This window comes from Stenotrophomonas sp. GD03680 (assembly GCF_029844625.1).
GTDB classification, from domain to species: Bacteria; Pseudomonadota; Gammaproteobacteria; order Xanthomonadales; family Xanthomonadaceae; genus Stenotrophomonas; species Stenotrophomonas maltophilia_P.
In genome coordinates this window covers 487,573-500,160 of the sequence record NZ_JAOCKC010000001.1, presented here as the reverse complement: position 1 = coordinate 500,160, position 12,588 = coordinate 487,573, and the positions used below count along the sequence as shown (strand labels likewise).

Annotated in this window: 11 protein-coding genes; 6 read left to right on the top strand and 5 right to left on the bottom strand. The window is 66.7% G+C overall.

Annotated elements, in window-relative coordinates:
* Positions 1–14 precede the first annotated feature (14 nt).
* From N5J29_RS02240 to N5J29_RS02230, 3 genes are read left to right on the top strand one after another with little or no spacing between them, the layout of a single operon-like run.
* Entirely contained in the window at positions 15–1,055 is a 1,041-nt protein-coding gene (locus tag N5J29_RS02240) for a ribonucleotide-diphosphate reductase subunit beta (protein WP_053517822.1), read from the top strand.
* A gap of 13 nt (positions 1,056–1,068) precedes the next feature.
* On the top strand, positions 1,069–1,548 hold the full coding sequence (locus tag N5J29_RS02235; RefSeq protein ID WP_197622903.1) for a flavodoxin: 480 nt from the start codon (positions 1,069–1,071) through the stop codon (positions 1,546–1,548).
* On the top strand, positions 1,520–1,846 hold the full coding sequence (locus N5J29_RS02230) for a thioredoxin family protein (RefSeq protein WP_053517820.1): 327 nt from the start codon (positions 1,520–1,522) through the stop codon (positions 1,844–1,846). Before N5J29_RS02235 ends, N5J29_RS02230 begins: the two co-directional genes overlap by 29 nt.
* Positions 1,847–1,912: 66 nt before the next feature.
* Here N5J29_RS02230 and N5J29_RS02225 read toward each other — a convergent pair whose 3' ends face one another.
* Positions 1,913–3,244: an Nramp family divalent metal transporter gene (locus tag N5J29_RS02225; RefSeq protein ID WP_164152553.1), complete on the bottom strand. Its 1,332-nt coding sequence runs from the start codon at positions 3,242–3,244 to the stop codon at positions 1,913–1,915.
* 116 nt (positions 3,245–3,360) lie between these two features.
* Here N5J29_RS02225 and mntR point away from each other — a divergent pair, with 116 nt between their 5' ends.
* Entirely contained in the window at positions 3,361–3,825 is a 465-nt protein-coding gene (mntR, locus tag N5J29_RS02220; RefSeq protein WP_111185914.1) for a manganese-binding transcriptional regulator MntR, read from the top strand.
* Positions 3,826–3,940: 115 nt separating this feature from the next.
* On the opposite strand, the gene N5J29_RS02215 is transcribed toward mntR, so the two are convergent.
* The 4 genes from N5J29_RS02215 to fabR form a co-directional block, all read right to left on the bottom strand.
* Positions 3,941–4,489: a thioredoxin-like domain-containing protein gene (locus tag N5J29_RS02215; RefSeq protein ID WP_164152555.1), complete on the bottom strand. Its 549-nt coding sequence runs from the start codon at positions 4,487–4,489 to the stop codon at positions 3,941–3,943.
* Positions 4,479–6,635: a TonB-dependent receptor gene (locus N5J29_RS02210; RefSeq protein WP_164152557.1), complete on the bottom strand. Its 2,157-nt coding sequence runs from the start codon at positions 6,633–6,635 to the stop codon at positions 4,479–4,481. The genes N5J29_RS02215 and N5J29_RS02210 overlap by 11 nt, the downstream gene beginning before the upstream one ends.
* A gap of 238 nt (positions 6,636–6,873) precedes the next feature.
* Positions 6,874–9,249, bottom strand: a complete 2,376-nt coding sequence (locus N5J29_RS02205; RefSeq protein WP_279924090.1) for an autotransporter outer membrane beta-barrel domain-containing protein — start codon at positions 9,247–9,249, stop codon at positions 6,874–6,876.
* Positions 9,250–9,579: 330 nt separating this feature from the next.
* Positions 9,580–10,236, bottom strand: a complete 657-nt coding sequence (gene fabR, locus N5J29_RS02200) for an HTH-type transcriptional repressor FabR (protein WP_053517811.1) — start codon at positions 10,234–10,236, stop codon at positions 9,580–9,582.
* 93 nt (positions 10,237–10,329) lie between these two features.
* Between fabR and N5J29_RS02195 the strand changes: the two genes are divergently transcribed.
* Entirely contained in the window at positions 10,330–11,400 is a 1,071-nt protein-coding gene (locus N5J29_RS02195) for a ferredoxin reductase (protein ID WP_164152561.1), read from the top strand.
* 12 nt (positions 11,401–11,412) lie between these two features.
* Complete coding sequence (locus tag N5J29_RS02190) at positions 11,413–12,561, top strand: acyl-CoA desaturase (RefSeq protein ID WP_053517809.1); 1,149 nt, start codon at positions 11,413–11,415, stop codon at positions 12,559–12,561.
* Positions 12,562–12,588: the final 27 nt, after the last annotated feature.

Genomic DNA, 12,588 nt, shown 5'->3' with positions numbered 1-12,588 from the left:
CAGCAGGTAACACCATGGCAACGCCGCTTGACCGCATCAAGATCCTTGAACCACGCCATCCCAATCGCAGCACCGGCATCATCAACGGCCGCACCAGCGGCATACTGAACTGGAACGACATTCCGTACCCCTCGTTCTATCGGGCGTACAAGGAACTGTCGACCAACTTCTGGATCCCCGACGAAGTGGACATGAAGCTGGACGCACGCCAGTACGGTGAACTGTCCGGACGCGAGAAGAACGCCTACGACTCGATCATCGGCCTGCTGGCCACGCTCGATTCGCCGCAGACCCGGTTCATCTACAACGTCGCCGAGTACATCACCGATCCGGCCGCGCATGCCAATGCGGCGATCATCGGCCAGCAGGAAGTGATACATAACGAAAGCTACAGCTATGTGCTCGCGTCGATCACCGATCTGCCCAACCAGAACCGGGTGTTCGAACTGGCCCGCACGCATCCGACCATCATCAGCCGCAACGCGCCGATCATGCAGGCGTACGACGACTTCATGCGCGACAAGACCGCCGAGACGCTGCTGAAGTCGCTGATCCAGTCGTCGATCCTGGAGGGCATCAACTTCTATTCCGGCTTCGCCTACTTCTACAACCTGGTGCGGCAGAACCGCATGACCGGCACCGGCAAGATCATCAGCTTCATCAACCGCGACGAGCTGGCCCATACCAAGTTCATCAGCGAGGTGATCCGGGCCATCGTCGGCGAGAATCCGGAACTGCAGACCAACGAGCTGACGGCTTACGTACACAGCGCCTTCGAGCATGCCATCACGCTGGAGACGCAATGGTCGTCGGAAGTGCTGGATGGTATCGACGGCATCGATGTGGACGAGATGGTGCGCTACGTGAAGTACCGCGCCAACAAGATGGCCGGCATGCTGGGTATCGAGCGGCTGTACAGCGATACGACCGACAATGTGATGCCGTGGATCAAGGCCTACGCCGACAACTTCACCGAAACCAAGACCGACTTCTTCGAGATGCGCAATGCAAGTTACAAGAAGACCAACGTCGACAACGGCTTCGACGATCTCTGAGCGGGGGCCGGCGCTGGGCATCCTGATCGTGGTCGCCTCGCTCAGTGGCAATACCCGGGAGCTGGGACGGCAGATCGCCGAGCGGTGTCGCGCGGCGGGTCACGCGGTGCATTGGCAGGAGGCCGACGACCTGCGCCAGCCGGCTCCGCTGGCGGCCGATGAAGCCGACCTCGTGCTGCTGGGCAGCTGGACCGACAACGCCGGGCGCACACCGGCGGAGATGAAGGAGTGGGTGGCCGGCATTGCCGGGCAGGGTCAGTGGCCGCGACAGGTGGCGGTGTTCGGCACCGGCGAGACACAGTGGGGCCAGGAGTACTACTGCGGCGCCGTGCACCGCCTGATCCGCTACTTCCACAGCGGCTACCCGCCGCTGGAGATTGAACAGATGCCGCACGGCGAGCGCCACGCCGCCGCCATCGACGCCTGGACCGACGCAGTCCTGGCCCATTACCGGAGTACCACCGATGCAGATCATCGACGCCACCACGCCTGAGCAGCTCCAGCAGCTGTTGGCCGAACATCCCCGGGTCCTGGTGGATTTCCACAAGGACCAGTGCCCGGGCTGCCGGATGCTGGAGATGTCCCTGCAGCGTGTCGCCAGCAGCGGCGCGGGGCAGGGCATGACCCTGCTGCGGGTGCAGCTGGAAGTGCTGGGTGAAACCTTCTTCAGGGAGCTGGGGCTGCGCCAGACACCAACGCTTGCGCTGTTCCGTGACGGCAACGAACGCATCCGCCTGGCCGGATTCCAGTCGCCACAGCAGATCGAAGCCGCCATCGCCCTGCATCTGTAGAGCGGGGCCACGCTGGACAGCGCTGCACGCTTGCGTCGAGCATGGCCCGGTGGCGGCCCTCGGCCGTCAGGCGACGGCGAAGGTGTCGACCAGCAGCTTCACATTCAGTGCCACGATCACCAGCGCGATCAACCAGGCGATCGTACCCAGCCACCGCGGTGCCACCAGTGCGCCCATGGTCACCTTGTCGGTCACGATCCGCACCAGGGGAATGATCGCGAACGGCAGCTGCATCGACAGCACCACCTGGCTCAGCACCAGCAGCTTCACCGCGCCCTGGTCGCCGAACAGCACGATCACCACCACCACCGGAATGATCGCCAGCGCCCGGGTCAGCAGCCGCCGCAGCCAGGGCGGCAGGCGAAGGCGCAGGAAGCCCTCCATCACGATCTGCCCGGCCAGCGTCGCGGTCACCGTGGAATTCAGGCCCGATGCCAGCAGTGCCACCGCGAACAGCGTCGCCGCGGCGCCCACGCCCAGCATCGGTGCCAGCAGCTGATGCGCCTGCTCGATGTCTTCCACGTCGAAGCGACCGTTGGCATGGAACACGGCTGCGGCCAGGATCAGGATGCTGGCATTGATGAACAGTGCCAGCGTCAGGGCCAGCGTGCTGTCGGTCACCGCCCAGCGCAGCGCGCTGCGGCGACCCTCGTCGGTACGCGGGTACGCTCGGGTCTGCACGATGGACGAGTGGAGGTACAGGTTGTGCGGCATGACCGTGGCGCCGATGATGCCGATCGCGATGTACAGGGCGTGCGGATCGGTGACCACCTGTGCGCGTGGAATGAAGCCGCCAAGCACCGCCATGACAGGCGGCGCGGCCATCGCGATCTGGACCACGAAGCAGGCGAAGATCACCATCAGCAGCGCGATGACGAAGGCCTCCAGCGCGCGGAAGCCGCGGTTCATCAGCAGCAGCACCAGCAGCGTGTCCAGCGCGGTGATCACTGCGCCCCACAGCAGCGGCAGGTCGAACAGCAGCTTCAGTGCGATGGCGGTGCCGATCACCTCGGCCAGGTCGCAGGCGATGATGGCTGCCTCGCACAGCGCCCACAGGGCCAGATTGACCGGCTTCGGGTAGCGCGCGCGACAGGCCTGGGCCAGGTCCAGCCCGGTGGCGATACCCAGCCGCGCCGAGAGCGCCTGCAGGATCACCGCCATCAGATTGGACACGAGGATGACCGACAGCAGCAGGTAGCCGAAGCGTGAGCCGCCGGCCAGGTCGGTGGCCCAGTTGCCAGGGTCCATGTAGCCGACCGAGATCATGTAGCCCGGGCCGAGGAACGCCAGCAGGCGGAACCACCAGTGGCCCTTGTCGGGTACCGCCACCGAGGCATTGAGCGCACCCAGGCTGGCCGGGGCAGGGGCCGAAGGGTCATCGGGCGCCAGGGTGTTCATGCGCTTAATATAGCTACTGCTATATCCAATAGCAATGTGAAACAATCGTCTTTATCGCGTCACTGGTCCAGAATTCAGGTTCATTCCCGGACGACTTCGGCAGGACAGGCGCACGCGTGAGCAAGAGCGACGATTCGACATCGCCAAAGAATCCCCCCTTGATCGAGGCCGAGCGCCAGGTCGAGAGCTTCCGGCAGGTGCGCGAGGCGCACCGGATGGAACTGGTGGAGGACTATGTCGAGCTGATCTCGGACCTGCTGGCCGATGGCGGCGAGGCCCGCCAGGTCGACATCGCCACCCGCCTGGGGGTGGCGCAGCCGACGGTGGCGAAGATGCTGCGGCGGCTGGCCCGCGACGGCTGGGTCGTGCAGCGGCCCTATCGTGGTGTCTTCCTGACCGCCGAGGGCGAGGCGCTGGCCCATGCCAGTCGCCAGCGGCACCAGACGGTGGAGCGCTTCCTGTTGGCGTTGGGCGTGGATGCAGATACCGCCCGGCGCGATGCCGAAGGCATCGAGCATCATGTCAGCGAGCAGACGCTGGCGCTGTTCGAAGCATTCGTGCGCAAGGCCGAGGGCGGGTAGGGCCGGTGCCCGCGATCTGGGTGGCGGTAGCGCCGGGCCATGCCCGGCGGCTGCATGCGCTGGGAAGGAGGGGTAGCGCCGGGCCATGCCCGGCGGCCGTGGAAGGAGCCGCAGATCACTCAAGCGGCGGGCAGCGCGCCTGTTCCTGTGCGCATGCCCCTGCCTGCCACAGCTTCAGCACAGGCTGTAGACCCTCATAGCGCCGCCCATGCCACCCCTTCGCCAGCACGCGACCTTCCGCGTCGATCAGCACCAGATTGGGCGGCGCGGGGCCGGCCAGGGCCTGCAGCACCGGCATGCGCGCGGCCCTGCGCGGGTCCAGTACCGGCCACGGCATGTCCTGGCGGCGCATGTAGCGGCGCAGCGCGGCCTCGCTCTCATCCTGGCTGACGTACACCACCTCGGTGTCCGCACCGGCCTCGCGCAGTGCGTCACGCACGCTGCGCAGGGTCGGCACGAAGGCATGGCAGGGCGCGCACCAGTCCGCACCGAAGTACAGCGCGATCAATCGCGGCGGCGGCGACCACTGCATCGGGCGCAGCGATCGCGCCTCTGGTCGCATCAGCGACGCCGAGACCTGCGCGTGCAGATTCTCTGCCGCGACCGGCGCGGCCAGCAGCGCGCTGCCGGCGCACAGCAGAACGCGCAGTGCTTCAGAACGCATAGCGCAGGCTGACATACCACGAGCGCGCGAAGCGGGGCCCGTAGACGTAGTCGCTGTCGCGCAGCGCGCCGGCTTCAAGATCCTTCTGCCGCTGATCGAACACGTTCTTGACTCCGGCTGCCACGGACACCTCCTGTTCGGCGCCCACCCCCAGGTGGCGATGCCAGCGGGCACCCAGGTCGGTCACCCAGAAGGCACGGGTGCGGTGCAGTTCACCCAGCCGGTTGTTCAGCACCGGCATTGAACCGGTGTGGCGCAGCGCGATGAAGGTCTCCCACGGTTCCGAAGGCAACCAGCCGAGCTGGGCCAGCCCGGTCCAGCGAGGGGTCTTGAGGTAGTCGCGGCTGTTGATCACGGTGTCGCCGCCCTCGCCGGTGTCATCGAAGATGCGCTGGGGTTCGCGGAAGCGCGAGCGGTACCACGATGCGCCCGCGGTAAGACGCCATTGCGGCGAGGGTTGCCAGCCCAGATTGGCTTCCATGCCCAGTACGTCCGAGCCCGAGGCGTTGTAGCGCAGCTGGCCGAGCTGGCCGTCGGCGCCGCGCAGGATCTCGCCCAGCGCAAAGGTGTCACGGATGCGCGCGTAGGAGGCGGTGGCGTCCCACGTCCACACCGGCTCGGCCGGATCCGAACGCCAGTCGAAGCCGAGCAGGGTGGTCAGCGCACGTTCCTCCCTCAGGCCCTCGGCATTGCGCACGCGCACCTGCTCGCCACCGAGCGTGTCCACATGCACATCCTCGACGAAGATTTCCGGTGCGCGGAATCCGCTGGCAATGCCCGCCCGCCACTTCACGTTCTCCGTGGCCTGCCAGGCCAAGGCGACACGCGGTGAGAGCACCGCGTTGTCCAGTTCGGAACTCTTGTCCACGCGCGCGCCGATCACCAGGTCGATGTCCTCGCGCAGGCTCCATTCGTCCTGCACGAAGGCGCCCAGGTTGTGGAAGCTGGCGTCCTCCAGCACGGCCAGGCGCTGGCCGTCACCGGTCCGGTTGTCGTCGCGCAGGCGCTCGTGCTTGTACTGCACGCCGAACGCCAGGGCATGCGCGCCCAGCCGCCAGTTCAACTGGCTGTCGAGGTAATGCAGCGGATTGTGCGTGCGTCCGTATTGCCGCCAGGAGCGCGAGGCGGCGCTGCCGGCCACGGTGGGGTCCAGCTCGGAGGGATCGTATCCGGCTGCCGACGGGTCGGTGACCACATCGCCGAGACCGCCATAGAAGCTGTCGCGATCGATGTCGGCGAAGGCATAGGCGAGGCGGAAGTCGATGTCCGGGCTTACTTCCTGGTCCCAGGACACGCTGCCACGCCGGTACGTGGTGTCGAGCGATTCTGCGATGTTGGCCAGATACTCCGGCTGGTCAAGGCGGTTGCCGCCGCGCCGGCTTTCATCGGTGACCTGCACGTCCACGCGCAGCCGTGTTCCCGGTGTGGGCGCATACCACGCCTGCAGTCCACCGACCTTGAGATCCTTGCGCGTGATCTCGGTGTAGTCATCACCGTTGTAGTCGATGCCCCTGTTCCAGTTGCGCTGGGCGATCACCGACAGCCCGGCATCGACCTGCGCGGCAACCAGATCCAGCCGGACATCTGCATTCTTCTGCGGCGTGCCACGCAGCACATCCACGCCGGCCTGCACATGGCCACCACTGCGCGAGGGCAGCGGCGGAACCAGGTTGATCACGCCGGCCACCGCGCCGGGTCCATACAGCGCCGAGCCACCGCCCTTGACCACTTCGATGCGATCGACGAAGCCGGCGGGAATCTGCTCCAGGCCGTAGACGCTGCCCAGCGTGGACAGCAGCGGGATGCCGTCGAACAGCAGCTGGTTGTAGGCACCCGGCAGGCCCAGCAGCTGCACTTCGCTGGTGTTGCAGTTCTGGCAGTTGCTTTCCACGCGCAGGCCATTGATCAGTTCGACCGCACGGGAGAAATCGGTGGCCGCACGCAGCGCGATGTCCTCCCTGCGCAGCACTTCGGTACGGATCGGCACATCGGCAAGCAGGCGCTCGCTGCGCGTGGCGGTACTGACCTTGACCTGCACCCGGTCCAGCTGCGTGGGCGAGGGCGTGCCGGCTAGTACCGGGGTCGACAGGGCAAAGAAGATGGCGGTGGCCAGCGGAAGGTGGCACGGCGGCACGGCGTGGGGCATGGAGGCGTCGTCCTTGGGGAAGAGAGCGGCGAGGGCGACCTGGCGGGTGCACATGAAAGCAAATGCTCATAGATATAGCAATTGCTATATCAAGCGCGACGCTGCTTTCATGGGCACGGCACAGGGCGCCTCATCAGGAACGACTGTGTTATAACATTACAATAGACGACGTCACCCCTGCCGGATGTCATATCCGGCAGGGGTGTTCAGGCGCGGGTTCCGGGCGGGACGCCGGGTGTTACCAGGCGGCGCGCAGGCCGACCTGTGCACCGTGGTTGCGATAGCCGCTGTCGCCGCGCTGCACGCGCAGGTCGCCCCAGGCACTCCAGCGTTGCCCCAGCTGCAGCTGCGCGCCCGCCTGCATTTCGTAGCGGCTGTCGGGCGTCTTCGCGCTCAACAGCTCTTCGTTGAAGCGCATCGAGGGATCTCGCTGGCCGCGCAGCCAGTTGACCGCCAGGAAGGGTTGTACGCGATTGCCGCGCAGGGTGCTCTGTCCAAACAGACGCACACCCAGCCGGCTGTTCAGCCCGATGCTGCGGCCATCCTCGACCCGCGTTCCGTTGTCCTCAACCAGGCTGTCACTGTCGTAGTCGGTCCAGGTCAGCTGTGCCTGCGGCTGCAGGTACAGAGTGCTGGCCTCGCGGGTGCGGATCGCCCAGGCGTAGCCGAGCTCCAGCGACGCGCTGCGGACGTCCGCATCGTAGGTTTCCGCCGCAATGCCCTCGCCCTGCACATCATTGTCGAAGCGGGCAGCCTGCACCCAGCCGTCCACGTACAGGCCGCCGCTGCTCTGTGCATCCTGCACCCAGCCCAGGTACACGCCTGCCGATTTGCCCTTGATCCTGCCGCGGGTGCCATAGCCGGACAGCATGGAGACTGCGCGGGTGGTGGCGTCGCCGGTGCCGAGCATCACGCCCACCTGGCCGCGCCCGTCGCTCCAGCGCCACAGATCGCTGCCCAGCTGCAGGACGTTGAGATGCGTGCGGGCATCGACCTGGCCGGCAATGCTGGCCTGGATCTGATCGCGGCCACCACGCACCCAGGTTCCCGGGCGCGCGCGGTCGAAGCCGGGCTCGCCGCGATCGTGACGACGTACCTGGAACATCTGCTCGGCCGCGATCTGGTTGGCCAGATAGGCACCGGGCTCCGGGCGCAGCACGGGTTCGGGATCGGGGTCAGGATCGGGAGGAGGAATCACCGGATCCTCCGGATCGCACTCCGGCAGGGAAGGATTGATATCGCACGGATTGCCCGTGTAGGCCGAGGTCAGGTACCAGTTGCCGTTGGCCGTCGTGGCCGAGCCTTTGTGCAGGAAATACTCGTACATGCCGCCGATGGCGCGGCCCTGCAGCGCGAAGCTGCCGTTGCTGGCGCCATCGACCTGGACCAGCAGGATGCCGTCGACCGTCTGCGCGCCGGCGCCCGCGACGTTGTTGACAATGACGTTGGTGGCGCCGCTGGTGGCGCCGGTCACATGCAGGCGCGAACTGGCGGCGGCGTCGCCGGCCAGCACGGTGTTGAAATGCAGGGTGCCGCCGTTGCCGGTGTAATCGCCATTGACGGTCAACTGCGGATACGCCGCCTGACCCTCCGCGCCGAGCAGGATGTGGCTGTCCGCGCCGAGGGTGAGGTTGCCGGTGCTGCTGTCGCCGGACAGCGTCCAGCGTCCGCCCTGGTCGACGATCACCTCGGCCGGGCCGGTGATCTGTCCGGTCAGCACCAGCCCATCGAGGAAGCGCAGGGTCGTGCTGGCGGTATCGGCGATGACGAAGTTGCCGTTGAGGGTGGACGTGCGAGCCGTGAAGTCCAGTGCCATGTCGGGATCGACGTCAACCAGATTGCCGTTGCCACCGATGAGCGTTGCGCCGTTCTGGACGGTGAGGCGTGCCAGATCGGGAGCACGGCCAAGCTCCATTCTCACCTTGACGGCGGGACCGGTGGTGCCCTCCACGCGTGATCCATCCACCAGTACATGCCAGTCCGCAGGGTCCGCATAGGGGGGTTGGTTCACTCTGGAATTTCCCAGTAGCAGGCCGATGTCGCTGCCGATGGCGGCGGAGCCATCACGCAGCTCGATCGAGCCGGCCAGGCTGCGCATGCCGATGGCTCCGGAGAAGGTCGAGCGCTCGGCAACGATGGTGCCGCCCCCACTGGCCTGAGCGCCAATGGCGGCACCCGACACCTTGCTGTCGATGAACTGGGCGAGGCTGAGAGGCTGCGGGGTGGCGGTAACCAGCGCGCCGGTTGAAAAGCCGAAGCCGCTGGCATTCGTGTTGACGATCTCCGACCTGAGGAAGCGGCCCTGCGAGTTGGTCATCGATGCTCCCGCTCCCGACGCATTGCTGGTAATGGTCGTGTCCGTCGCATTGACGACGCCCCCCTCGCTGGCACCCACGCGACCCACACTGACGCCATTGAGGTTCAATGTTCCCTGGACGGAAAAATCACGCCCCTCATAGGGGCTTCCGGGATCCACCGTCAGCGTGGTGCCGGCCGGGACAGAAACTGACTGGGCATGACCTGTCTGCGGCACGCCGACGCAGGCCGCCAGGGCCAGCGCAAGCGGAGCGACCTGCGCGGGCAGGGCGCGTGAAGCGGATCTCATCGTGTACATGGTTTCTCTCCAGAACGTTGGATGGGCCCGTCCCCACAGGCCGGAGGCGGCACTCTGCGGGGCGACGGCCCGAAGAGCCATGCAATTCGTCTGAAACACCTGCAACGTTTTCCATCCAGCTGCAGCCCGCATTGGCCTATTCAGCTGCGGAATTCGTGGGTGCTGGATAGTCCTCGCGAAGTGAAAACGGCATGAAGCGCCCGTCAGGCTCATGCGAGAACACTTTCACCGATCTAAATCGTGATGTGAGTCACGCAATCGCCCCGGCGGCATCGGCAGGCATGCTGCGACGCAGCATCGCAGCGCGGTGGCGCAGGGCCACCCGAGCGATCAGCCGCGGCGGAAGGCGGCCGGGGTGCGGGCACCGACGATGATCATGCGGATCATCGTGGAGATCTGTTCGACCAGTTCCGGATCCTTCTCCGGCGGCAGGTCCATCGCGGTGGCGCCCATCGCGAACACCAGGCGGGTGATCGCCTTGGCCACCAGTTCCGGTGCATGCAGCACCGCGCCGTCGAGGGCCGCCAGGCGCACCAGGTCGTGCTGCAGCTCTTCCTCGAAGTAATGCAGCTCGCGCTCGACGGCGTGCTTGAAGTCATCCGAGCCGACCGCGCCTTCGCGCAGCAGGACGTGCAGCAGCTTGTCGTCCGCGCGCAGCTGCTCCATGAAGGTCTCCACCGAGACCCGCACCACGCTGGTGGCGGAGGAGGTCGCGCGCTGCCGCGCCTCGCCAATGATGGTGCGCAGCGAGCGGCCGGCCACATCAATGAGGGCCACGGCCAGTTCGTCCATGTCGCGGAACTGCCGGTAGAAGCTGTTCGGCGCGATGCCTGCCTCACGCGCGACCTCGCGCAGGCTGAGGGTGGAGAGGCTGCGGTGCGGGCCGATCAGCTTCAGGGCTGCGGCCAGCAGGTCTTCGCGGCTCACCGTACGGCGGGCCGGGCTCTGCGCATCTTCGGGTATCGACAGGACGGTGGCAGCGGCCATGAGGGCTCCGGTGGGGCAAGGCTGAATCATACCCAATCCGGTTCAATATACACGTGTATACACAGGTGTATGTGCGCCCGTATAGTGGCTGCCATGAGCGCTGTCGTCCGTCCGTCCCCGTTTTCCCTGCACCGCTGGCTGTCGCCCACGCTGTTCGATTTCTGGGCCGGCCAGATCAATCCGTTGTGGACGCTGCGCGAGCCCTTGGCACGCCTGGTCCGACGCGAACCAGCGGGCGAGGGCGCGGCCACCCTGGTCCTGCGCTGCAACCGGCACTGGGCCGGCATGCGCGCCGGCCAGCACGTCACCCTCGGCGTCGAGCTTGAGGGGCGGGTATGGCAGCGCAGCTACAGCCCGACCCCGCTGAGTGGCCGCGAACTGGCCATTACCGTCAAGGCCGTGGAAGGGGGGCGGGTCAGCCAGCACCTGGTGAACCAGGCGCGGCCCGGTGACCTGTTCCGCATCGATGCCGCCTTCGGTGACTTCCATATGCCGGCCGCCGCGCCGGTGTTGCTGCTGGCGGCGGGCAGCGGCATCACGCCGATGCGCAGCCTGCTGCGCGAGGCCTGCCAGCGACCGCTGGGCGCGCCGGTGGACCTGTTCTACTGGGAACGCACAGCGGCCGCCATCCAGTTCCGTGACGAACTGCATACGCTGGCGACAGCGACGCCGGGCCTGCGCGTGCACCTGCTGACCACCCGCGAGGGCGAGGTGCCGGCCGCGCGCATCGATACCCACGCCCTGCAGATTCCCGGCGATGACACGCCGCTGGCACAGCGCCATGTACTGGCCTGTGGCCCGGACGGCTTCGTTGCCGCCGCGCGCCGCCGCCTTGCGCATCAGGTGGCCGGTTTCCAGGCGGAAGCCTTCACGCCGCCCGCGCCGCTGCTGGATGCCGACGGCGAAGGCGAGGTGTCGCTGACCCTGGCACGCAGTGGGCGCCAGCTGCGCGTGCCGCGCGGCCGCTCCCTGCTGGAGAGCCTGGAAGCGCAGGGCATCAAGCCCCGGCACGGCTGCCGCATGGGCATCTGCAACAGCTGTAGCTGTGAACGCGTCAGTGGCGGTACCCGCCATCTGCGCACCGGCGATACGCATTCCGAAGCGGCACAGCCCGTGCGGATCTGCGTGAGTGCGCCGACCACCGACCTGACCCTGGATCTCTGAGGAACCGTTGCCATGACCCGCGCTACCGACCGTGCCCTGAGTCCTGCCGAAATGAACGCCTTCGGCCAGGAGCTCGACGCGATCCGCGACCGTGTGATCGGCAGTCTCGGCGCGTCCGATACGCGCTATATCCGGCGCGTGGCCGCGGCCGTGCGCTGGTTCGGCGTCGGCGGCCGCAGCCTGCTGTTCCTGGCGGCGTTCTCGCCGCTGCTGTGGGCACCGCTGCTGTGGCCGGCCGCCATCGCCGGCACGCTCATGCTGGCGCTGTCGAAGATCCTGGAGAACATGGAGCTGGGCCACAACGTGATGCACGGCCAGTTCGACTGGACCGGCGACCCGAAGTTGAACGGCAACACCTACGAGTGGGACATCGTTGCCACCGCCGACAACTGGCGCAAGACCCACAATTTCCGCCACCACACCTATACCAACGTGCGTGGCATGGACGATGACATCGGCTACGGCCTGCTGCGCATCTTCCCGGAACAGCGCTGGAAGCCGTTCTATCTGCTGCAGCCGATCATCGCACCGATCTTCGCGCTGCTGTTCCAGTGGGGCGTGGCCGCCCAGGACCTGCGCCTGGGGCGCTGGCTGAAGGGCCGCATCAGCAGCCGCGCGATGTGGCTGCAGACCCGTCCGGTGGCGCGCAAGATGCTGCGCCAGGTGCTGAAGGATTACGTGCTGTTCCCGCTGCTGGCCGGCCCGTTCTTCCTGACCGTGATGCTGGGCAACCTGGTCGCCAACGGCCTGCGCAACATCTGGACCTACGTGATCATCTTCTGCGGCCACTTCACCGCTGAATCGGAGACGTTCCCCAAGGAGTGCCTGCGCAACGAATCGCGTGGCCACTGGTACCTGCGCCAGCTGCGTGGCTCGTCGAACATCAGCGGTGGTTTCCTGATCAACGTGCTGTCGGGCAACCTCAGCCACCAGATCGAACACCACTTCTATCCGGATCTGCCGGCCAACCGCTATGCGGCCATCGCCAAGGAAGTGAAGGAGATCTGCCTTCGCTACGGTCAGCACTACAACAACGGTTCGCTGCCACGGCAGTTCGGCCAGGTGGTGTGGCGCATCCTGCGGCATGCCTTCCCGAGCAAGCCGCGCCGCCTGCCGATGCCGGACATCATGACGGCGCCGGCACCGGCCAACGCGGGCTGATCGATGCGGCCGGCCTGTGCGGCCGGC

Coding starts and splice junctions, on each gene's coding strand:
- N5J29_RS02240 (WP_053517822.1), top strand. CDS start 15: ATGGCAACGCCGCTTGACCGCATCAAGATCCTTGAACCACGCCATCCC.
- N5J29_RS02230 (WP_053517820.1), top strand. CDS start 1,520: ATGCAGATCATCGACGCCACCACGCCTGAGCAGCTCCAGCAGCTGTTG.
- N5J29_RS02225 (WP_164152553.1), bottom strand. CDS start 3,244: ATGAACACCCTGGCGCCCGATGACCCTTCGGCCCCTGCCCCGGCCAGC.
- N5J29_RS02215 (WP_164152555.1), bottom strand. CDS start 4,489: ATGCGTTCTGAAGCACTGCGCGTTCTGCTGTGCGCCGGCAGCGCGCTG.
- N5J29_RS02210 (WP_164152557.1), bottom strand. CDS start 6,635: ATGCCCCACGCCGTGCCGCCGTGCCACCTTCCGCTGGCCACCGCCATC.
- N5J29_RS02205 (WP_279924090.1), bottom strand. CDS start 9,249: ATGTACACGATGAGATCCGCTTCACGCGCCCTGCCCGCGCAGGTCGCT.
- fabR (WP_053517811.1), bottom strand. CDS start 10,236: ATGGCCGCTGCCACCGTCCTGTCGATACCCGAAGATGCGCAGAGCCCG.
- N5J29_RS02195 (WP_164152561.1), top strand. CDS start 10,330: ATGAGCGCTGTCGTCCGTCCGTCCCCGTTTTCCCTGCACCGCTGGCTG.
- N5J29_RS02190 (WP_053517809.1), top strand. CDS start 11,413: ATGACCCGCGCTACCGACCGTGCCCTGAGTCCTGCCGAAATGAACGCC.